At 63.6% G+C, this 20481-nt stretch carries 20 protein-coding genes; 8 read left to right on the top strand and 12 right to left on the bottom strand.

The window, feature by feature from the left end:
- Positions 1-166: 166 nt before the first annotated feature.
- The 7 genes from VGJ96_10790 to mnmG form a co-directional block, all read right to left on the bottom strand.
- Entirely contained in the window at positions 167-592 is a 426-nt protein-coding gene (locus VGJ96_10790; protein ID HEY3287591.1) for a polymer-forming cytoskeletal protein, read from the bottom strand.
- A gap of 19 nt (positions 593-611) precedes the next feature.
- Complete coding sequence (locus tag VGJ96_10785) at positions 612-1229, bottom strand: hypothetical protein (protein HEY3287590.1); 618 nt, start codon at positions 1227-1229, stop codon at positions 612-614.
- The gene (locus VGJ96_10780; protein ID HEY3287589.1) at positions 1226-2140 is read right to left on the bottom strand and encodes a ParB/RepB/Spo0J family partition protein; all 915 of its coding nucleotides are present in this window, start codon (positions 2138-2140) and stop codon (positions 1226-1228) included. The genes VGJ96_10785 and VGJ96_10780 overlap by 4 nt, the downstream gene beginning before the upstream one ends.
- A gap of 60 nt (positions 2141-2200) precedes the next feature.
- On the bottom strand, positions 2201-2986 hold the full coding sequence (locus tag VGJ96_10775) for an AAA family ATPase (GenBank protein HEY3287588.1): 786 nt from the start codon (positions 2984-2986) through the stop codon (positions 2201-2203).
- Positions 2987-3113: 127 nt separating this feature from the next.
- Positions 3114-3851, bottom strand: a complete 738-nt coding sequence (locus VGJ96_10770; protein HEY3287587.1) for an SIMPL domain-containing protein — start codon at positions 3849-3851, stop codon at positions 3114-3116.
- 231 nt (positions 3852-4082) lie between these two features.
- Positions 4083-6143 carry a hypothetical protein gene (locus tag VGJ96_10765; protein ID HEY3287586.1) on the bottom strand — a complete coding sequence of 687 codons (2061 nt, stop codon included), beginning with the start codon at positions 6141-6143 and terminating at the stop codon, positions 4083-4085.
- Between the two features lie 7 nt (positions 6144-6150).
- Positions 6151-8115 (bottom strand): tRNA uridine-5-carboxymethylaminomethyl(34) synthesis enzyme MnmG, encoded by a 1965-nt coding sequence (gene mnmG, locus VGJ96_10760; GenBank protein HEY3287585.1) that lies wholly within the window; start codon positions 8113-8115, stop codon positions 6151-6153.
- 133 nt (positions 8116-8248) lie between these two features.
- Here mnmG and VGJ96_10755 point away from each other — a divergent pair, with 133 nt between their 5' ends.
- Positions 8249-8563: a hypothetical protein gene (locus tag VGJ96_10755; GenBank protein ID HEY3287584.1), complete on the top strand. Its 315-nt coding sequence runs from the start codon at positions 8249-8251 to the stop codon at positions 8561-8563.
- A 224-nt stretch (positions 8564-8787) separates the two neighbouring features.
- Here the strand turns inward: VGJ96_10755 and VGJ96_10750 are convergent, their stop codons facing one another.
- Positions 8788-9702: a dienelactone hydrolase family protein gene (locus VGJ96_10750; GenBank protein ID HEY3287583.1), complete on the bottom strand. Its 915-nt coding sequence runs from the start codon at positions 9700-9702 to the stop codon at positions 8788-8790.
- An 84-nt stretch (positions 9703-9786) separates the two neighbouring features.
- On the opposite strand from VGJ96_10750, the gene VGJ96_10745 reads away from it, so the two are divergent.
- A complete protein-coding gene (locus VGJ96_10745) occupies positions 9787-10866 on the top strand; it encodes a succinylglutamate desuccinylase/aspartoacylase family protein (GenBank protein HEY3287582.1) in 1080 nt (359 codons plus the stop codon).
- 47 nt (positions 10867-10913) lie between these two features.
- Here VGJ96_10745 and VGJ96_10740 read toward each other — a convergent pair whose 3' ends face one another.
- Positions 10914-11891, bottom strand: coding sequence for an alpha/beta fold hydrolase (locus VGJ96_10740; protein ID HEY3287581.1), 978 nt, complete (start codon positions 11889-11891; stop codon positions 10914-10916).
- A 121-nt stretch (positions 11892-12012) separates the two neighbouring features.
- On the opposite strand from VGJ96_10740, the gene VGJ96_10735 reads away from it, so the two are divergent.
- On the top strand, positions 12013-12372 hold the full coding sequence (locus tag VGJ96_10735; protein HEY3287580.1) for an ArsC/Spx/MgsR family protein: 360 nt from the start codon (positions 12013-12015) through the stop codon (positions 12370-12372).
- A 37-nt stretch (positions 12373-12409) separates the two neighbouring features.
- Positions 12410-13396 carry a TerC family protein gene (locus VGJ96_10730; protein ID HEY3287579.1) on the top strand — a complete coding sequence of 329 codons (987 nt, stop codon included), beginning with the start codon at positions 12410-12412 and terminating at the stop codon, positions 13394-13396.
- A 39-nt stretch (positions 13397-13435) separates the two neighbouring features.
- Here the strand turns inward: VGJ96_10730 and VGJ96_10725 are convergent, their stop codons facing one another.
- A complete protein-coding gene (locus VGJ96_10725; protein ID HEY3287578.1) occupies positions 13436-14275 on the bottom strand; it encodes an endonuclease/exonuclease/phosphatase family protein in 840 nt (279 codons plus the stop codon).
- 69 nt (positions 14276-14344) lie between these two features.
- Here VGJ96_10725 and VGJ96_10720 point away from each other — a divergent pair, with 69 nt between their 5' ends.
- The 3 genes from VGJ96_10720 (at position 14345) to VGJ96_10710 (ending at position 17526) form a co-directional block, all read left to right on the top strand.
- Positions 14345-14947 (top strand): aldolase/citrate lyase family protein, encoded by a 603-nt coding sequence (locus VGJ96_10720; protein HEY3287577.1) that lies wholly within the window; start codon positions 14345-14347, stop codon positions 14945-14947.
- Between the two features lie 53 nt (positions 14948-15000).
- Positions 15001-15570 (top strand): outer membrane beta-barrel protein, encoded by a 570-nt coding sequence (locus tag VGJ96_10715; GenBank protein ID HEY3287576.1) that lies wholly within the window; start codon positions 15001-15003, stop codon positions 15568-15570.
- A gap of 270 nt (positions 15571-15840) precedes the next feature.
- Complete coding sequence (locus VGJ96_10710; protein ID HEY3287575.1) at positions 15841-17526, top strand: DEAD/DEAH box helicase; 1686 nt, start codon at positions 15841-15843, stop codon at positions 17524-17526.
- A 64-nt stretch (positions 17527-17590) separates the two neighbouring features.
- Here the strand turns inward: VGJ96_10710 and VGJ96_10705 are convergent, their stop codons facing one another.
- Both VGJ96_10705 and VGJ96_10700 read right to left on the bottom strand, forming a co-directional pair.
- Positions 17591-18217 carry a DNA-3-methyladenine glycosylase I gene (locus tag VGJ96_10705; GenBank protein HEY3287574.1) on the bottom strand — a complete coding sequence of 209 codons (627 nt, stop codon included), beginning with the start codon at positions 18215-18217 and terminating at the stop codon, positions 17591-17593.
- A gap of 219 nt (positions 18218-18436) precedes the next feature.
- A complete protein-coding gene (locus tag VGJ96_10700) occupies positions 18437-18796 on the bottom strand; it encodes a hypothetical protein (protein ID HEY3287573.1) in 360 nt (119 codons plus the stop codon).
- 463 nt (positions 18797-19259) lie between these two features.
- Between VGJ96_10700 and VGJ96_10695 the strand changes: the two genes are divergently transcribed.
- Entirely contained in the window at positions 19260-20459 is a 1200-nt protein-coding gene (locus VGJ96_10695; protein ID HEY3287572.1) for a Xaa-Pro peptidase family protein, read from the top strand.
- Positions 20460-20481: the final 22 nt, after the last annotated feature.

Genomic DNA, 20481 nt, shown 5'->3' with positions numbered 1-20481 from the left:
TGCCAACAAGAATGTTGAAAACAAGAAACGTTCTGCCGAATCGTCTCACTTTATGTGTTTGTAATATATTGTAGGACAAGTAATTAGCGCCATTTTGAAAACAGATGATTGCGAAAGAAGCGTGGTGTGGAAAACCGTATAATACCCAACACGCCCATTCGCCGTGCTAGCTGACGGTGTGCACCATACGCACCGGCATCGCATCGTCTTCCGTCCGTCGTCCATCCTGCATTCTCACCGACCCGTTGATACGTGCGCCTTCGAGGACAACGATCGACTTCGTGTCGATGTCCCCGTTGACCACTGCCGAGCTTTGCAGCTCCAGGCGTTCGTCGGCGACAATCGCTCCGTCCACCAGGCCACCCACCACAACCTCACCGGCGTGGACGTTGCCGTGAATTGCGCCGTTGCGCCCGAGCATCATTTGTCGCGCACCGACGACCGAGCCCTCAATGCGCCCGTCGATCTTGATCGTGCCGTTGGTGTCGATGTCGCCGGTGATACGCATCCCGGCCGAGATGATGGAGAGTGCAGCTTCGGGGGAGCTGCTGCGCATCTCATTCTTGTCGCCGTCTTTCTTGAGGAGTGCCATGGGAGGGTCCTTCGTCTGGTCAGTGTGCGGCGGGAGATCCGGAAGGGGCGGGCGTGTTTGCCGGAGCGGGACGTTTGGTGTTTTGTGCGGGCGCTGACGGCGCGGGGGCGCTCTTGGACGGTGCGGGCGCTGTCTTGGCCGGCGCGGCTGACGAGTCTCGAGATATTGCCGGCTTCGCGTTGACCGCAGGGTTGCCGGCCGGGGGTGCTGGCTTTTCCTTCGCTGGTCCTGGTGAGGCGGTGGACGATGAAGCCGATGCGGCCGACGGCGCAACTCGCGCCGACGCACTCAGCATCTGTTGCACCTGCGTATACCGGCGCTGAAGTTGCTCCAGCGTCGCCTGCAACGTGTCGATCTTGGCGGCGTCCTCTTCAAGATGCGTGATGCGCCTGGTCAGGAACGGAACGCGCGCTGTCTGCACTGCAAAGTAGGCCCAGCTGAGCAGGGCGACGGCAAGAACCGCAGCGAACCAGCGCGAGACCACAAGCCGCAACGCCTGCACCTGCCAGGGACGAAGCACAAGCGTGCGATGCGCGAGGCCGCTTTCGCGCTGAACATGAATGAACATGTTCCCCCAGCCGCGACCAAACACGTTGCCGTGTTCGTCCGTGCCGGAACCCCGCCCCGGCGTGGTCACGCGATGCCCCGCTCTGCTCCGGCGAGCAGCAGATCGAGCAGGCGCGTGAGATCATCGTTGTTGTAGAACGACAGGCTGATCTGACCCTGCGCTGCACCCGTGAGCGTGAGCTTCACGTCCGTCTGGTATTTGCGGCGAAGCTGCTCCTCGATGTGGCGCGCCTCCGCCGGTCGCGAATCACCGGCCGTCGGCGCGCCTTTCTTGCGACTGGCGCCGCGCCCTCCGGCCTCGCGAACTCGCTGCTCGACCTCGCGGACACTCAGCCCTTCAGCCACCACGATCTTTGCGAGGTCGGCAATGCGAATGTCATCGCCGAGTGAGAGCAGGGCGCGGGCGTGACCCAGGGTGAGGGCGCCTTCGCGAACCTGGCGACGCACCGACGCAGGCAGTGTGAGCAGGCGCAGCATATTCGCGACGGTCGAGCGATCCTTGCCGACGATATCCGCTGTTTCCTGTTGCGTGAGCGAGAAAGACGACATGAGCTGCTGATACCCTTCCGCTTCTTCGATCGGATTGAGATCGGTGCGCTGCAGGTTCTCGACCAGCGCCAGTGTGAGCAACTCCTTGTCGCCGATCTCACGCACGATCGCCGGAATCTCGGTCCAGTTCAATCGTTGCGCGGCGCGGAAGCGACGCTCGCCCGTGATCAGCTCATAACCAGCACCACTCGGCGCCGGACGAACGGTCACCGGCTGAATGAGGCCGTTCACGCGAAGGCTCGCCTCGAGATCCGCGAGATCTTCTTCGCGGAATTCCTTGCGTGGCTGCATAGGGTTTGGCCGAATCTGCGTCACAGGAATGCGACGCACACCATCGCGTTCGCCCGTCGAGCGAACATTCTCATTTCGAGATGTCGGGCGACTTGAGAGAAGGGCCTCAAGGCCTCTACCCAAACGTGGTTTATCGGCCATATGTCGTTATAGTAATGTGAAAATGTCGCTATTGTGTCGCTAAAATTCGACTATATCAGCTTACTTAGCTGAAGACTCGACGGTCGTGCGTTCAATCAGTTCCTTGGCGACTCCCATATAGGCCTTCGCTCCGACCGACGCCAAGTCGTACACGATGATCGGTTTTCCAAAACTGGGGGCTTCAGCGAGGCGCACGTTTCGAGGAACAACGTTCTTGAAGACCTTCGCCCCAAAGTACTCACGAGCGTCGGCCGCAACCTGACGTGACAGGTTGAGGCGCGAGTCGTACATCGTCAGCACCACGCCATCAATGCCAAGCCCAGGATTCACGCTCTGCTGCACCAAGTTCACGGTATTCAGCAACTGGCTTAGTCCTTCGAGTGCGTAGTACTCGCACTGCAATGGAATCAAGACCGCATCAGCCGCGGCCAGCATATTGAGCGTGATCAGCCCCAGGGAAGGCGGGCAATCAATCAAGATGAAGTCGAAGCCATCGGTCACACGCTCCAGCGCACGGCGCATCGAGAGCTCCCGGTCCTGCTTCTCGACGAGCTCCACTTCGGCGCCAGCCAGATCTGGAGTAGCCGGCAGAACGCTCAGGTAGCGGAACTGCACCTCAGCAATCACGGCTTCATTGACGGCCTGTGGATCAAGCAGGACGTCGTACGTCGTCAGTCGAATATCATCTCGGCTGAGGCCAATGCCACTCGTTGCATTACCCTGCGGATCCCCGTCCACCAGCAGCACGCGCTGCTCCGCTGCGGCTAGGCTAGCGGCGAGATTCACAGCAGTGGTCGTCTTGCCAACCCCACCCTTCTGGTTGGCGATGGCGATGATTCGAGCCAAGGTCGGGGCTACTCCATCCTAAGATGCGACAGAAAATCGAACGGGAGGCCGAATATTGGCCTCCCGTCGTCACAAACGCCAGCGTAAATGTTCCACGTGGAACAATCTAGGCCATGGAGAGCCTCGTTTACTGCTTTATCACCCAGCGCACAGTAACCGTCTCCACGATCTTCAACTCCCCCGGGCTTACGGGTGTTGGCGCCGGGCTCGCCGCCATTCTCGCCATTCCGCCCGCCATATCCATGTTCATCAAAATGGGTCCATCGGACGCGCCGCCGCTGGCGATCTCGATGAGCGCGCCAAGCTGAACTCCAGCGGCATACGCCATGGCTTCCGCGTCCTGTCGTGCAGCGGTCACTGCCTTCGCTAGCGCTTCACGTCGAGCTTCGGCCGATCGAGAAGAATAGAACTGAAGACCCATGACTGTGGTCGCGCCCCGTGTGAGCGCCGCATCCACCAGAGCCCCAGTTTGCTCCAGCTTCTCGACCTCGACTCGCACAGAATTTCTCGCCACGTAGCCGGCGATCCTTGGCGGCTGACCCTGGCCGGGGTAGACCATCTCCGGCGTAACCTGAAGGTTCGCAGTCTGGATCTTCGCGGCGGCGATCCCCATCCGTCTCAGCGTATCGAGAACCGCCTGCTGCCGTCGGCTGTTATCGGCACCAGCTGCAGCGGCAGTGGACGCCCGCGTTTCGACGCCAAACTCCAATCGGGCGCGATCGGGCTTCACCTCGACCTCACCACGTCCGACAACGACGACGTGCGGCACCTGCACCAAGGCCTGTTGCGCGGTCAGTGGGACCGCAAGAAACCCGGCCAAGGCGAGGGTAATGAACGATGGAACGATCAGCCGATAAGGACGCACTAGAGATTCCCCCAAGTCATTCTGCCGATTATTTAGTAACAAAGTGCTACTAAAAAATACCCTACGGACGGACCAGTGACGCCCGGAAACCACCCGACGCCGGGTTGGCGACGCCGATACTGACGTTCCTTCAGGTACTGGTCCGCACCGGGCGAGGTTCCCCCGCTCGGACGCTCCAGACCCTTCAAATGTGAACGTTCTCGCCCGTCGCTGCACGGAGCCGACGGATCCTCACGGGAGCGCGCGCCACACCGCCAGTAAGGAGTCGCGCTGCAGTGGCACGAAGACCAGCGGTGCGTCCACCCGCGTCCCAGCTCGCCTGAGCAAATAGACCGGGCGATCAGGATACTGCATGAGAAGCAGCGAGTCGCGAGCATGCAGGTCGCGCGCGTAGACGTTTCCGCCGGTCGTAACCAGCCGCAGCGGCGCGAGGTGCATGAAACCCGCCCGGTCGTCCTCGATACGTTGCAGGCACATCGGTGAATAACGCGCGTCGGGGCGCACGCGCTCCGTGGGGTCCGGCGTCAGGGTGCTTTTCACGACATGTGCCGAATCCTGACCGAGCAGTGCGACGAGACGGTGTTCCGCGGCGGAACCACGCACCTGCTCGCGCTCGAGCGCGGTGATCTCCTGGTCGAGATGGCATGTGTCGGTGCCGCGGTAGATCGATTCCGTCAGCGGCCGCGAAACGCCCAGCGCCCACAGCCGCGCCACCAACTGCGCGCCCCAGCTCTCTCGAACGAAGACAAGCGCATCGTGCACGCGCTGACGTTCCGCGACCTGCGCGTAGTCCACTCGCATTGAGGTCAACCCGGCGCGATACGTCGCGATCCGCACAGGGAGGTTGAACACGACCGCGCCAGCAGCGCCAAACACGAGCGCAGCGGCCACGGCTCGGCGCGCATGCAGTGAAGCAATCCGCTCGCGGACGACCAGTGGTACGCGGGCCGTCCAGAGTACCAGCGCCGGCAGCAGTGGCAAGACAAAGCGCGGGCCGAGGTAGAAGCCGTCATGCCAGTACAGCCAGTAGAACACGATGATCAGCGCGCTGGAGCCCAGCAAATAGCGATCGAACGCCGTCACACGCCGCCACAAGAGAAGCGACATCACCGGGAGCACGAGCGACGGAAACGGCGTTTCGAACAGATAGGTCTGCAAGCGCCACTGGTAGAGCGACGCGAGCGCGAGCCCGCGCAAGGGCGTGTGCGGCTCCCCCCACGGCGCCGCATGGAACCCGAGGCCGTGCGTGGAGCCCCAGAGCACTTCGTAGCCGAACCGCAGCGGATGCCCGGTGGTCTGCAGGTTCACGTACATCATTGCGGCAAACGGGATGGCGACCCCGATCCCGGCAACCACATTCTCCGCCCAGCGGCGGGAGGAACGTCCGGCGCGAACCACGAGCCAGATGGCAGCCGGGAGCGCAAAGGCAAACGCATCCAACGGGCGGATCGTCGCAGCCGCGCCCAGTCCGAGGCCGAGGATCAGGGCTGTAAGCAGCGCGGGAGATGTTGGCTGCTCGCGGTCACGCGTCAGCACCGTCAACGCCACGAGCGAGACGAGGATCCAGAGCAGCGACGTGACGTGGTTCATGTAGGAGCCGAACATGAACACGCCAAACGGCGTGAGCGCGAAGAGCAGCGCTGCGCCCGTCACCCATCGCGCGCTGGCGGACGGTTCGGCGACCCGGGCAAGGCGGGCGAACAGCCAGACGCTCAGCGCGCCGCACACAGGCCCAAACATCCACGGGACACCAAGCAGGACGCCAAGCCAGAGCATGAACGGTCCGCCCGGCGGGAATTGCGCGTAGACGCGATCTCCCGTGTCCACGAGATGCAGGAACGAGAAGAACTCGCGGTGCGCCGGCGCCGGAAGCCACAGGTGCCCGTCGGCGTAGCGCTGGGCTTGCCAGAGCTGGGCCACTTCGTCAATCAGCAGCGGCCGTCGTGAAAAGATCACGGTCGCGACCACGGCGTACAGTATTAATGATCCAAGTGCTACTAAATAGACCTTCCGCGGGAGCGCCGTGCCGGCCGCATCGTCCGTTGCGCCGCTCCCCCAGCGACCGACCGCCTCGGGCCAGTGTCCGCGCCGCGAGGACAACCACGCGAGCGCCGCAATCCCGGCGGTGAGCAAGGAACCCGTCAGCCAGTCGCGAAGTTGCTCCGCAAGCCCGGGCATCTCGAGGCCCACCCGCAGCAGCGCGGCCCAGGGAATGAATCCCAGCGCCACGAGTACGATGGCCGCTGCTTGCGCCGGCCATCGGGGCGCCTGCGCCGCGGAGCGACGGATCATGCGCCCCTCATACCACACCCGGTAACGCGCTCTCGGAAGCCGGGCCGCGACGGCGTCGTCGCTCCACCTCGAGCACCAGATTCTGCAGGTCCGCCGGACTGACGCCGGGGATTCGCGCCGCCATCGCGAGCGACGACGGCCGGCGATGGCGGAGCTTCTGTCGCGCCTCGGTGGAGAGAGATTTCATCTCTTCGTACGGAAGGTCGGTCGACAACACGAAGTCTCCCATGCGACGCATCCGCTCGGCGGCCTCGCGCTCGCGCGCGAAATAGCCGGTGTACTTGAGCTCCAGTTCCGCGGTCACCACCGCCTCGCCGCCGGGAGCGTCTTCGACACCAGCGGCGTCGAAGAGCGCCCCGAGCGAAATCTCCTGCCGCCGGGCCAGTTCCGCGATCTTCACGCTGTGCGGAATGGGAGACGACCCGATGCGCTCGAGCAACGCGGCAACCTGTTCCGGGCGCACGCTCACGGTCGCCGCAAGTTCCGCGGCGCGATCCTCGGCACCGAGCCGCGCATCGATGAAACGCTGCTCCTCATCGGTGTACAGACCCAATGCCCGTCCGATGGGCGCGAGGCGTCGCAACGCATTGTCCTGTCGGACCGTGAGCCGGAACTCGGACCGCGACGTGAACAGCCGGTACGGTTCATCCACCCCGCGGGCCACGATGTCATCGACGAGCACGGCGACATATGAAGTGTCGCGGCCCAGGACCAGCGGGGCGCGGCCGGTGACGGCCAGGGCTGCGTTCAGTCCGGCCATCAGCCCCTGCCCTGCGGCTTCTTCATAGCCCGTGGTCCCATTGATCTGGCCGGCGAGATACAGGCCGGGCAGTTGCCGCACGGCAAGCGTCAGTTCGAGTTGCGTCGGCGGGTAGTAGTCGTACTCGATGGCGTATCCCGCGCGTGTCATCTGGACCTGCTCGAGACCAGGCACCGCGCGCAGCATGCGCAGTTGCACGTCGGCGGGGAGCGAGGTCGACAGCCCGTTGACGTACAGTTCGTGCGTGTCGAGGCCTTCGGGTTCGAGGAAGATCTGGTGGCGCTCCGCATCAGGAAAACGCACCACCTTGTCCTCGATGCTCGGGCAGTAGCGCGGCCCCCGCGAGCCAATGGCACCGCCGTACATGGCGGACAGCTCGATGGAGTCGCCGACGAGCGCCTTCACCTCGGCGCCCGCAAAGGTGATGTAACACGGCACCTGCGGCAGTGACGCTGCGCCAGCCGCGCCCTGCCGCCCACCATCCGCCATCCGCCATCCGCCATCCGCCATCCCAAAATGCGACCACCGATAACTGAAGTCCGCGAGCTCGCTGAGTTGCGGTTCGCACTTGGAGTAGTCGACGCTGCGGCCGTCGATGCGTGGCGGTGTGCCGGTCTTGAACCGCTGCACCTCGAGGCCGACCTCGGCGAGCTGTTCGGCCAGATGCGTCGTCGCGGCTTCCCCGGCGCGCCCACCGGCAAGCTGTGTGGTCGTGCCGATGTGGATCTTCCCGCGCCCGAAGGTTCCGGTGGTGACGACGACGGCTCGCGCGCCGAAGCGCCGGTTATCGAGCGTCTCCACCCCGGTCACGCGGCCCTGCGCAATGAGCAGCTGAGCGACCGTCCCTTGGATCAGCGTCACATTGGCATGTCGCTCGACCAGCGCGCGCACCGCCCGGCGATACAGGCCGCGATCGGCCTGCGCCCGTGGCGCCCACACCGCCGGTCCCTTGCCGCGGTTGAGCATCCGGAACTGAATGGTGGCGTCATCGGTCGCGCGCCCCATCACGCCACCCAGCGCGTCCACTTCTCGCACGACCGTTCCCTTCGCCACGCCGCCAATGGCGGGGTTGCACGACATCTGCCCGATGGTCTCGAGCACGCTGGTCACAAGGGCGACGCGACAGCCGAGGCGTGCCGCCGCCACTGCCGCTTCCGCACCGGCGTGGCCGCCGCCAATGACCAGGACGTCGAAGGAGGATTCAGTCCGCATGAGCGTATGGACAGTATAGCACGGCGAGAGCCCGGGCCAAGTTGCCCTCAGAGCGGAAAGACGCTATCAAGTATCTTCTGTGCTGCGTTGCTGTCCTTCCCGCGTTCCCATTGCTCGATTTTCGCTCTTCATCATGCCGCTCAAGCTCCCACACGACGCCCCCACGCTGCTCATTCGCAAGCGCGCCTTCGAGCAGTACGCCTTGGCGCGCGCCGACTTCGACACGGCGCTGCACCTGACGGATGAGGAGTTCCGCGTCGAGGGAGACCTGATCGCCGTGGGACCCGTATACGATGCGGAGGGACTGGCGCGGGTGATCGCATCGCTTGAGGCACGCGGCCTGGCCTATTTCGACGACTTCTTCGACCTCTCCGGCAACTGGCCCGAATGGCTGCAAGTCTACGCGATGGCCCACCGCGAGCGATTCACAGACGGTCCCGCGGGGTGACGCCGGCTCTCTTCGCCACGCATGCTTCTTTCACCACGGAGGCACGGAGAACTGCCTAAGGGCCACGGAGGAACGACAACCTCCTGGGGTAACAGCGCGCGCCACGCAAATCTCTGCGTGGCACGATGTCGTTACTCCAAGGTTTTGCAGTCCTCCGTGGCCTCAGTCCTTCCTCCGTGCCTCCGTGGTGAAAAAGGCCCGCGTGGTGAAGAAGACTAGAGTGCCTATTTGAGATGCTGCCGGAAGAACGCGATAGTCTGCGGCCAGGCCTGCTTGGCGGCTTCGAGGTTCGCCGGCTGATCCTGCGCGCGCAGGAATCCGTGGCCAGCCCCGTCGAAGATGCTGTAGGTGTAGCTCTTGTTGAGCGCCTTCATGGTGGTGTCCGACCATCCAATGGTCGCATTGACGCGCGCATCGTTGCCGCCGTACAGACCGAGCACCGGAACCTGAATCTTGGGCATCGAATCGCGCGCAGCAGAGGTACCGTAGTACACCACCGCCGCGCCAAGACCCTTGTTGTTGAAGACCGCGTGGTTGAATGAGGCCGATCCGCCCCAGCAATACCCGACGACACCGTACTTCTTGCTGGCGGCTGGAAGCGACATGCCGTAGTTGGCGACCGCGGCTACGCCCTTGTTCATCTCGGCGACGTTGACACCGCGAATGAGCTTCGTGGCGCTGTCGCTGCGCAGTTCGTCGGCCGACGGGCCACCGCGCACGCGCGAGAGCAGGTCCGGCGCGATGGCGATGTATCCGTCGGCGGCCAACTGATCGGCCACCCCACGCACCCAGGTCGACAGTCCGAAGATCTCGTGGATGACGACGACGACCGGCGCCTTCTTCCTGGTCTCGGGATAGACAACCCAGGCCATGAGCGAATCAACGGATCCTGGCTCCCACGCCACCTTCACCCACTCACCGTGACGGGTCGACGCGGCCAGACGCGCCGCGGCATCGGCCGCGCCGGCCGGAATGCCCGGGGTGCCCTGCTGCGTGGCCATCGGGTCGGCGACGGCCGCGCCCGACATTTCCATCGCATGCCCAGTGTGTGGATCAACCACTGCGGCTTGTTGACGCGCCGGCTGGTCAGCGCAGGCCGACGCCAGAACGGCAAGCGCGAAGAACGCTCGTGAACGCATGGGGGGCTCCTCGATTTCGTGGTGCGGATCGAACGCCGACGGAGGACGAAATGTTGCACCGAGTGGCAGTATCACGCCAATCTAATGAACATCGGCTCCGTTCCGAGATTCCTGCTGGCCACCCGAACACAGGGTCTGACTATGCGAGCGCTGATTGTCACGCTGCTCCTGACTGCCTCTCTGCAGGCTCAAACACCGAAGGTCGAATACACCAGGCTCGATATCCCTGCCGGCAACGACTCGGCGACCTGGGTCCCGGTGGCGACTATTCACGGTGCGCGCCCGGGAAAGACGATGGCCATCCTGAGCGGGGCGCACGGCACGGAGTACGCGAGTATTCTTGCGGCCCAGCAGCTGGTTCCGCGCATTGATCCCGATCAGTTGCGCGGCACCGTCATCGTGGTGCCGCTGATCAACCGGGCGAGTTTCGAACGCATGCGCGTGCACCTGAATCCGGTGGACGAGAAGTCGATGAACGGGAACTACCCCGGGAATGCCAAGGGATCGCAGACCGAGAGGGTGCTGGACGTCATCGCACGGGATGTGATCGCCAAGGCCGATGTCGTGATCGACCTACACAACGGCGATATCGACGAGAACCTGCGTCCCTACTCGTACTGGACCAGAACCGGGAACGTCGTTCAGGACAGCACGTCACTGGCCCTGTGCAAGGCGATGGGGCTCGACCACATCATCGTCCGGGATCTGGATGTCTCCAACCCAGCCAGCATCCGAAGCGCGAGCAGCTACTCACTGTCGTTGGGAAAGGTGGCCGTTGTGGCGGAAGCTGGCCGCTGGGCGCGCACCGATACCGAAGATGTTCAGGCGCTGGTGAACGGAATGCTGGGGGTGATGGGAGAACTCGGAATGCTTCCCCCGTCAAAGCGCAATCCACTGAAGTTCACCTGGCTTGGCGAGGATGCGAGGGTTCGAGCTGAGCGCGACCTGATGTGGACCGCAACCGTAGACCGAGGTGCCCAAGTGAAAACAGGGCAGATTGTTGGCTTTACTTCGGACTACTGGGGTCGCAAGGTGGACGACATAAAGGCGCCGAAAGCAGGATTGGTCACTTTCATACGGAGTGTCCCAAGCGCCTGGGCCGGATCGACCTTGCTGACGGTTGCCGAGGTGCTACCAGCGCCACATCCATGGAAGAAGCCGTAGACTGGAAATAATCTCACGAACGAGATATTATTGACAGCCAAATAATATTACTCACTGTTGAGCCATTCGATGACTCGCTCTTCCATAAAGTACCGCGGAGACCATGGCGGGCCTTCGATCCAGCCAACATGACCACCAGACTTCGTGAACTCTGCATGGAGAAAGTCGTTTTCTGGCAACAGTTTACGAACTCTATTCAACACCGCTGGTGGCAGGAACGGGTCATCTTCCGCGTTCAGCAGCAGAGTTGGTCGCCGGATGGACCGGAGAACGTGAATCGACGAAGACCTCGAGTAGTAGTCGAGCGCATCGGCAAAGCCGTGAACGGGACCGGTGACATAGTTGTCGAACTCCCAGAAAGTCTTCGCGGCAGAGAGCTGCTCCCAGTCGCATAGGTCAGGGTAACGGGAGCGTTTGGCCAGCGTCTTTGCCTTCAGGGTCGCCATGAAGTGGTCTACGTACTTCTGGCCGAGGCCCTGTTCCAGATGTCGGCTCCCGGCCGCAAGGTCACAAGGCGCAGAAACAGCTGCAGCCCGCGCCACATTCGAGACGACCAAGTCACCCTGCTCACCCAGCCATTTCAGCAGGACATTACCACCGAGGGAGACCCCAACGAGGCGAAGGCTTATGTCAGGATGCCTCGTGACGAGCGTCTGAACGACAAAGTCGAGATCGGAGGTCTCGCCCGAATGGTACATGCGACGTGCGGCGTTCACCTCGCCATCGCAACTGCGGAACAACATCAGGTCGGCTGACCAGCCAATCGAATGTGCCTTGGCGAGGAGACCCTGGGCGTAATTCGAGTTGATCGTTCCCTCCAATCCGTGCAGCACCAGCAGATGTGGCCGGCCGGGGGAAACAGAACCCGCCCGAGCGATCGAGAGGTGGTCGTTGTCAGGGGTGGTCCAGCGCTCAAGGCGTTCATGGGCGTGGATCTGCTTGCGGACCTTCTTGCCCCAAACGGTTGGCAGATGAGGGCCAGGGAGCCACCACGCGGGGCGGAAGGAAGACTTGAGTTCGGGCATGGACCGTTCTGGAGATTGACGTGAACGGAGAGTATGCGCACCCCGGGTGTCACACAACTATTATAGACACTGGTTTCGACTCCGAGTCCGCGCGCCCTGGCGTGCCCATTCCCTCGCGGCCATGGAAGTTCAGATCTTCGGCACGGCCAAATCGAAGGACACACGATCCGCACAGCGATTCTTCGCCGAACGGCGCGTGAAGGTGCATTTCGTGGATCTCAGGGAACGGGCCGCCAGCAAGGGTGAGCTCCAGCGGTGGGTGCAGCGATTCGGCGTCACCGCGCTGATCGACAAGTCGAGCAGGCGCTATGCCGAGCTGGGGCTTGGGGTTGCGCGCCTCGACGACGCACGGTGGATTGAGAAGCTGATCGCGGAACCCTTGCTGTTGATGATGCCGCTGGTGCGGTGGCAGCAGAAGGTGACGATCGGCGAAGCGACCGTTGAATGGACGCAGTGGATCAACGCCGAGAAGAAGACGTGAGCCACGAGAGCACCCACGGCGAACCGGAGCGCCGCTCATGATCTGGGCGTGGATTGGTTTTCTGGCCTTTGTCGGCATCCTCCTGGCGCTTGATCTTGGCGTCTTCAACAAGAAGGCACACGCGCCGAGCATGAAGGAAGCGCTGCTGTTCACCAGCGGCGTTGTCGTGCTGGCGCTCTGCTTCACGGGTTTCGTCTGGGTCGCCTACCACAACCACTGGCTTGGGCTCGGCAGTCATTTGGATGCGGTGGATCGGCAGGTCAACGACGGCCGTCTGGCGGCGGTGAAATTTCTCACCGGCTACGTGATCGAGTTGTCGCTGAGCATGGACAATGTCTTCGTGATCGCGCTGATCTTCCAGCACCTGCGCATCGCGACGCACCTGCAGCACCGCGTGCTCTTCTGGGGCATTCTGGGCGCCCTCGCCATGCGCGGCGCGATGATCGGTGTGGGTGCGGCGCTGGTGGCGCGCTACCACTGGATCCTGTACCTGTTCGGCGCGTTCCTGGTGTACACCGGAATTCGCATGCTCTTCACGACCGACGAAGAGGACGCGCCGGGCGAAACGTGGGTCATGCGTCAGGTGCGACGGTACTTCCCGATCACCGAGGAGTTCCACGGCCAGCGTTTCACCGTGATGCTGAACGGCCGCCTGTGGCTGACCCCGCTCGCGGTCGCGCTGGTCCTCGTGGAAACGACCGATCTGATTTTCGCCGTGGACAGCATACCCGCGATCTTCGCCATCACCGCCGATCCGTTTCTCGTCTTCACATCGAACGTCTTCGCGATTCTCTGCCTGCGGTCCCTCTACTTCGGTCTCGCGGGTTTGATCGAGCGCTTCAAGTACCTGAAGGTGTCGCTCTCGATCATTCTCGCCCTGGTCGGCGTCAAGATGCTGGCGTCGAAGTGGCTGGTGCAGTGGGTGGGCGAGAACCTGAACTTCTGGATGCTCGGACTCGTGGCGGGAATTCTGCTGATCGGGGCGCTGGCGAGCGGGCGCGGAGAAAGCAGCCGCGCCGCGTAGCGGTGTTGCATCCGCAGGTTCTTGGTGGGATGGGCTTCTTCACCACGGAGACACGGGGAAACGGAGCGTCACCAGCAGCGGCCGATGATCGGATGCTTGCGAATCGAGCACGCGAGCATCAAGCACGCGAAAGGCACTCGACACCAACGCGTAGTCGATGCGACGAACGGGATTCACGGCGGGGTACGTAAAGCCGGCGCCAAGTGAATCCGGCCAGGCATCGCGCAGACGGCTGAACAGCGGCTGCAGTTCGGGAGCCGACGGCGGGGCGTTAAGGTCGCCGAACATCAGGACGGGCATCTCCGCAGTGCCGATGACGGCCAGTGTCTCGATCACCTGCTGCCGTCGCACGGACGGATTGCCGCGATAATCGAGATGCGTATTGAAGACGCGTATTCGGACTCCGCGCACCTCGACAGCGGCTTCGAGGAATCCGGGCATCCGGCTTGGCGGCGCTCCCGCTGACTGTGTGGACAGTCGTGTGAGCGCGTGATTGGTGAACTCCACCACCGGATAACGACTCAGCACGGCGACGCCGTACTCGCGCGCCGGCACGCCGGGCTCGCTGGCGGAAAGCACATAGATCGGCGCGAAGCGTGCGGTCATGCCGAGCCGGGCTGCAAGTTCAGCCGCCTGATCCGCAAAGCCGCTGCGGGCGTGCCAGTGCACGTCAACTTCCTGCAAGGCGACGAGATCGGCATTGGCTGCGCGAATGACGTTGGCAATGTTCTCGAGACTGCCACCGCCCGCCTGAATGTTGTAGGTCATGACCCGCAACACCAGATCCGGATGTGGTGCGCGCGAGTGCCGGGCGCACGACAGCACCAGTCCCACGCAACAAGTCAGCCAGAGAAGGCGCAGTCCACGGACGCGATCCATGGTGATCAAACTACTTCACCGGTGGACGAACAGCACATATTACACGGGAAAACTCGCCTCAGGTGTTCCATGAATCCGCGCACGGCAACGCTCATCCGCACCACGGATCGCACGCACCTCGACGCCATCTGCGCATCGGGGCTGGACTGGCTCATGCTGGACGGCGAACACGCGAGCGTTGGACTGGCCGAAATGGCCACGATGCTGCGGGAGATCGGCGGCCGGCTGCCCTGCTACGCCCGCGTGCCCACGCTCGACGGGGAGCACATCAAGCATGCGCTCGCGCACGGGGCCTATGGTGTCATCGTGCCAAACGTCGACACGGTCGCGCAGGCCGAGACGTCGGTGCGGTTGGTGCGCACCTCGCAGTGGCCAGCCGCCAAGGTGGTGGTGCAAGCGGAGAGCGCGGAGGCCGTGCGCAACATCGACGGCATTGTTGCCGTTCCCGGCATCGAATGGGTGCTCATCGGGCCCTACGACCTGACGAGAAGTCTCGGGATACCCGAGCAGTTCGAGCTTCCCGCGTTCGACGCGGCGGTGCGAACCATCGAAGCGGCGTGCGTCCATGCCGGCGTGCCTGTGGGCATCTTCGGGATGACTCCTGAGCGCGTGGCGCCGTATCTGGCACGCGGCCACCAGTGGGTGGTGGTGGGGATCGATCGGGCGGCCTGAGGGGTAGACATCGGATGACCTGCAGGCTTCCCCTCGACTTTCACGGAGGATCCATGCGGAGATTCACGCTGATGCTCGCCTCACTGCTCGTGCTGGGCGCCGTTCCGGCGTACGCACAGACCGGACTGTTCGTCGGTGCGCAGGTGACCGGTGCCTCGCTCAACTACAAGGACGCGGCGCAGAATCTGGACTTTGGGTCCGGCTATGGCGTTCATGCCGGATTGACGCTGGGCAGCTCGCTCGGCGTGCTCGTGAACTACGACAAGAACACGCTGGGTTCGTCGGGAGGTAACACCGACCTCGGACAGTGGGACCTGCTCGGACGGCTGCGGTTCATTGGCGCCGGCCCGCTGAAGACCTACCTGACGGCCGGCATTACGGGACGCACCGCCGCTTCGAAGATCTACAACGGCACCACGGGCGATTTCGACTTCAGCGGGACCAACCCGACCGCCGGACTTACCGCGCAGTTCATGGTGACGCCCAAGCTGGCGATCGACGGCGGCCTGCTCTGGACGTTCGGCAAGTTCAATGACACCGGCGGTTACTCGGCGTCCCGCGTGGAAGCGACTGGCTCGCGTGTCTCGGTCGGGGCCAGCTTCTACCTCTTCGGCGGCAACTGATTTCGCTGCCCAAAGCGGGGCTTTCTCACCACGGAGGCACGGAGAGGAACCTGAGGGCCACGGAGAAACTGCAACTTCCTGGGGTTACGACGCGCGCCACGCACTATCCTGCGTGGCGCGTGGTCGTTACCCCAGTTGCGGTAGTTCCTCCGTGGCGCTCGGGCAGCTCTCCGTGCCTCCGCGGTGAAAAAGTCCCGCCTTGCGTCCAGATCCATCTCGCCAGACTGCCGTGGAATTAGGAGCCACGCCCAGGGGCGGCTAGATTTCACCATGACCAAGAAGACGACGAGCAGCACCTCCGATGCGGGCTTTGCCTCGCTCGGCCTTGATCCACGGCTGCTCGACGCGCTGACGGCGCTGGGCTATGAAGAGCCAACGCCAGTGCAACGCGCCACGATTCCCGTCCTGCTGCAAGGCCGCGACGTGCTGGCGATGGCCGCAACCGGGACGGGCAAGACCGCGGCCTTTGCCCTGCCGCTCCTGCACCGGATCACGACCGACGCTCCGCCCCGCGCGCGGCTTGCCGCGCTGGTGCTCGTGCCGACCCGTGAACTTGCCATGCAAGTGGCGGAGGCGATTCATCGGTACGGCAAACCGTTTGGCGCCGCCGTGATTTCATTGTACGGTGGCGCGCCCATGGAACAGCAGGTGCGTTCACTCAAGCGCGGTGTTGACGTGGTCATCGCGACCCCGGGACGCGCCCTCGATCACATTCGCCGCAAGACACTGCACCTGGATCATGTGCGGTGTGTCGTGCTGGATGAAGCCGATGAAATGCTCGACATGGGGTTTGCCGAGGATCTCGAGGCGATCTTGAGCGAGTTGCCGGCGGAGCGGCAAACGGCACTGTTCAGCGCGACGCTGCCGGCGCGCATCTCGGCCATCGCCAAGGCGCACTTGCGTGACCCGGAGATCATCCGGATCGAGCGGCCCGCGACGGCCCCGGGAGAGGTAGCGAAGGTTCGCCAGGTCGCCTATCTGGTGCCGCGCGCGCACAAGATGGCGGCGCTGGCCCGGGTGCTCGATGTGGAGGCGCCCGAGAGCGCCATGGTGTTCTGCCGGACGCGCACCGAGGTAGATCAACTCACCGAGACCCTGGTGGCGCATGGATATCGCGCCGAGGCCCTGCACGGCGGCCTCAGTCAGGATCAGCGCGATCGCGTGATGAAGCGGTTCCGGGCGAGGGGAAGCGACCTGTTGATCGCCACGGATGTCGCCGCCCGCGGCCTCGACGTGAAGCACGTGACCCACGTGGTCAACTACGACGTGCCGTGGGAGTCGGAGAGCTACGTGCATCGCATCGGACGCACCGGGCGTGCGGGGCGCGAAGGGGTGGCCATCACGCTGGCCGAGCCGCGCGAGCACCGGATGCTGCGCAACATCGAGGGTGCCACGGGACAGAAGATCGACATCGGGACCGTGCCTTCGGTGGCCGACTTGCGCACCCGGAAGCTCGAGCAGTTGCGGGATCAGGTGGTGGCGATCCTCACCAACGAGGATGTTGATCGCTACCGGCCGATCGTCGAGCAGCTGGCTGAAGAGCATGACGTGATGGACATTGCCGCGGCGGCCATTCGCATGGTCGCGCGCAAGAGTGAAAGCGACCAGGAACCGGTGGAAATTCCGAGCGTCGTTCCGCGCGGGGGAGACCGTGACGCGCACATGCCGCGTCCGGCACGCCAGTCACGGCGTGATCATGCCGGCAAGGTGGGCGGCGGGGCGGTGGCCAAGCTGTACATCGGCGCCGGTCGCAAGCTGAAGATCCGCCCCGGCGACATCGTCGGCGCGATTGCCGGCGAGGCCAACATCCCGATCGCCCAGATCGGCGCCGTGCAGATCGGCGACCGGCATTCGATAGTTGAAGTGCCCGAGGAGAAAGCGAGCTACATCATCGCCAAGCTCTCGGCGAGCACCATCAAGGGAAAGAAGGTGCGGGTACGCCGCGATCAGGCGTAGTGCGTCACCACGCTGCGGAAAAGCGGTCGAGGCGCCAGACCGGCGATATGTCCGGAGCGAACCGTTAGCGCCGCCGTTTGCGCGCTGCCTCCGCCGCGGCGCGCACGTCACAGCCATGCAGATGGTCGTTCACCAGACCCATCGCCTGCATGAACGCGTACATGGTGGTGGGGCCAACGAAGGTCCATCGACGCTGCTTGAGCGCCTTGGAGAGCGCCACCGATTCCGGCGTTGTCGCCATGGTGCTGAGCACCTCCCAGGTCAATTTGCGGGGCCGCGACTTCGGATCAGGCTCAAAACGCCAGACGAATTGCGCCAGGCTTCCGTCGGCATCAATGAGATCAGCGCACCGCCGTGCGTTGTTGATGGTGCTCTCAATCTTGCCGCGATGCCGCACGATGCCGGCGTCCTGGAGCAGACGCTCGACTTTTCGTGGCGTATAGCGCGCCACCTTCTCGATGTCGAAGTGATCAAACGCCGCACGAAAGTTCTCCCGCTTGCGCAGGATGGTCAGCCAACTGAGGCCGCTCTGGAAGCCCTCGAGCGTGATCTTCTCGAACAACCGACGGTCATCGTGGACGGGGAATCCCCATTCCGTGTCGTGATAGCGCACGTAAAGTGGATCGGCGGCGCACCAGAAGCAGCGTGTGAGCCCATCGGGGCTGGCGACATGTCCAGGGCGAGTTGTCATGGCCAGAAAGTAACATTTCGGGCCACCGTGTCACATGATCGCTGTCCTGCTGGTGTCGCTGGACGGATTCCGTGGGGACTGCATCAATCGGCCAACGGCCGTCCGCCGGCGCGCGCCGTGCTTCGCACCGATCGCTGATCGACGGACGAGAAAAGCCAACGGGGTGTCGGTTGATCAGGCCGGCACCCCGTACGCTTCACTACGTGTGCGTCAGTTGTCTCATGCAACCACAACCGGCTCAGGAAACCAGAGAGCTGCTTCTCGGGCCAAGGCTGGGATCATGCCTGATGCTGCCGCGAGGGCATCGAGCAGGTGCTCCAACAGGAACGGAGCAGCGATCTGCTCGATGGCGTACCGGACCTCGTTATCCCTCCAATACGCATAGCCGATGCGTAAACGGTTCGCGTTGACTTCGTTGAGCCACGCGCAGAGATCCTCGCTGAACGGCACATCAGCGACCACGGTCCCAAGGACCCTTACAACGGGCGGCTCCTCTTCCACCTGAACTGCCAGGGGAACGCCATCCACACCAACCACGATCATTCCCGAATCGTCGACCTGAAGTGTGCCCTCCGGCACATAGGGCGCGAGGCCAGCGAGGACTCGCGTGATGAGGCGTTGTCGAACCGAACCGGAATGACGATGCGTTGCTGGCTCGGACGTCGTAGAAGACCGCTTGGCTCGGGCCGGTCTCCTGCGCACTGACGGCATTGGAACCACCTCCCCGTAGTGGGCGCAGATCCAGCATGCAGTGGACGCCGGGAAAAAGAAATAGGCGCCCGTCCTACAGGGTGTGAGGCAAAGGCGTGGGAAGAAACCCTGCACGCATCGAGCCCTGCAACAAGCGCGCCGCCGGCACACGTGCGCGGCACCCGCGGGCGCCGTTACATCGCCGGCGACGTCTTCCGCACGGGCATGCCGCGCGAGAGATTCTTCGGATTCCCTCGCTTCGGAGCCCGTGATGACATCCCGCCGCGATTTCTTCAGTCTCTCCGCTACGGCGGCCGCCACGACGGTACTCGCAAGCTCGCGGGCGGAGGCGATGGCCGCACCGCTCACCGATGATCCGCCAGCGATCGCGGCGCTGAAGTCGATGCGCGGCCAAGCCTCACCCATCACCGTCGCGGAACGGCAACAGCGCCTGGAACGCGCCCGGCAGCTGATGCGCGCCAACAAGCTCGACGCCGTGATGCTGACCGGCGGTACCTCGATGGACTACTTCACGGGCATGCGCTGGGGAATCTCCGAGCGCCTGCTCGCGGTGATCATTCCGGTGCAGGGGAATGCCTTTCTCGTCACGCCGAAATTCGAAGAGGAACGGGCGCTCGAGCAGGCGCGTACGGGGCCGCTCGGTTCCAGCACCGAGGTGCTGGCGTGGGAGGAAGACGAATCTCCGTACGCGCTGGTGGCGAAAGGGCTTCGCGCCCGCGGGATCGCCACGGGCGTGCTCGGTGTGGAAGAAACGGTTCGCTGGCAGTTCTCCGACGGTGCCGCGCACGCACTGCCGCAAATGTCTCTTGTCAGTGCCACGCCAGTGTCGGCTGGCTGCCGTTCGGTCAAGGACGCACACGAGATCGCACTGATGCGTCTGGCGGCGCAGGTGACCCTGACCGCCTATGCCGCTGCCTGGAAATCGCTGCGTGAGGGAATGACACAGGGGGAGTTCGCGGCCCTGGTTGCCCGCGCCCACACCAAGCTTGGGTTCGACGGCGGGGCGGGCGTTCAAGTGGGCCAATACTCGGCATTGCCGCACGGCTCAGCGACACCCCAGGTGATTCGCGAGGGTTCAATCCTGCTGATAGACGGCGGCTGCAAGGTCGAAGGCTACAGCTCCGATCTCAGCCGAACCTTCGTACTCGGCAAGCCGACACAGAAGATGAAGGACGTTTTCGAGATCGTGCATCGCGCCCAGACAACGGCCGTGAAGACGGCGCGTCCGGGGCTGGCCTGCGGAGACGTGGATGCCGCCGCCCGCCAGGTGATCGTCGATGCAGGATACGGTCCGGGGTACAAGTACTTCAGTCATCGCGTGGGGCACGGACTTGGCATGGACGGGCATGAATGGCCGTACCTCGTCAAGGGGAACTCACTGCCGCTGGTGCCGCACATGACGTTCAGTGATGAACCCGGGATCTACATTCCCGGCGAGTTCGGGGTGCGCCTCGAGGACGACATGCATATCCTCGACGAGGGCGCGGAACTCTTCACACCACAGAGCACGAGCCTCGAAACGCCGTTCTAAGCAGCCATCGACCCTCCTTCCC

It is taken from the genome of Gemmatimonadaceae bacterium (assembly GCA_036504815.1).
In the GTDB taxonomy this organism is placed as follows: Bacteria; Gemmatimonadota; Gemmatimonadetes; order Gemmatimonadales; family Gemmatimonadaceae; genus PNKL01.
Note: the sequence above shows the minus strand (reverse complement) of the source record. Positions and strands in the feature narration are given on the sequence as shown.

What these genes read in the sequence shown, in the direction of transcription:
- VGJ96_10790 (HEY3287591.1), bottom strand. Translation starts at nt 592, where the DNA reads ATGGCACTCCTCAAGAAAGACGGCGACAAGAATGAGATGCGCAGCAGC.
- VGJ96_10695 (HEY3287572.1), top strand. Translation starts at nt 19,260, where the DNA reads ATGGCCGCACCGCTCACCGATGATCCGCCAGCGATCGCGGCGCTGAAG.
- VGJ96_10740 (HEY3287581.1), bottom strand. Translation starts at nt 11,891, where the DNA reads ATGCCCGAACTCAAGTCTTCCTTCCGCCCCGCGTGGTGGCTCCCTGGC.
- VGJ96_10715 (HEY3287576.1), top strand. Translation starts at nt 15,001, where the DNA reads ATGCGGAGATTCACGCTGATGCTCGCCTCACTGCTCGTGCTGGGCGCC.
- VGJ96_10720 (HEY3287577.1), top strand. Translation starts at nt 14,345, where the DNA reads ATGAATCCGCGCACGGCAACGCTCATCCGCACCACGGATCGCACGCAC.
- VGJ96_10730 (HEY3287579.1), top strand. Translation starts at nt 12,410, where the DNA reads ATGATCTGGGCGTGGATTGGTTTTCTGGCCTTTGTCGGCATCCTCCTG.
- VGJ96_10755 (HEY3287584.1), top strand. Translation starts at nt 8,249, where the DNA reads ATGCCGCTCAAGCTCCCACACGACGCCCCCACGCTGCTCATTCGCAAG.
- VGJ96_10725 (HEY3287578.1), bottom strand. Translation starts at nt 14,275, where the DNA reads ATGGATCGCGTCCGTGGACTGCGCCTTCTCTGGCTGACTTGTTGCGTG.
- VGJ96_10705 (HEY3287574.1), bottom strand. Translation starts at nt 18,217, where the DNA reads ATGACAACTCGCCCTGGACATGTCGCCAGCCCCGATGGGCTCACACGC.
- VGJ96_10735 (HEY3287580.1), top strand. Translation starts at nt 12,013, where the DNA reads ATGGAAGTTCAGATCTTCGGCACGGCCAAATCGAAGGACACACGATCC.
- VGJ96_10765 (HEY3287586.1), bottom strand. Translation starts at nt 6,143, where the DNA reads ATGATCCGTCGCTCCGCGGCGCAGGCGCCCCGATGGCCGGCGCAAGCA.
- VGJ96_10745 (HEY3287582.1), top strand. Translation starts at nt 9,787, where the DNA reads ATGAACATCGGCTCCGTTCCGAGATTCCTGCTGGCCACCCGAACACAG.
- mnmG (HEY3287585.1), bottom strand. Translation starts at nt 8,115, where the DNA reads ATGCGGACTGAATCCTCCTTCGACGTCCTGGTCATTGGCGGCGGCCAC.
- VGJ96_10750 (HEY3287583.1), bottom strand. Translation starts at nt 9,702, where the DNA reads ATGCGTTCACGAGCGTTCTTCGCGCTTGCCGTTCTGGCGTCGGCCTGC.
- VGJ96_10710 (HEY3287575.1), top strand. Translation starts at nt 15,841, where the DNA reads ATGACCAAGAAGACGACGAGCAGCACCTCCGATGCGGGCTTTGCCTCG.
- VGJ96_10780 (HEY3287589.1), bottom strand. Translation starts at nt 2,140, where the DNA reads ATGGCCGATAAACCACGTTTGGGTAGAGGCCTTGAGGCCCTTCTCTCA.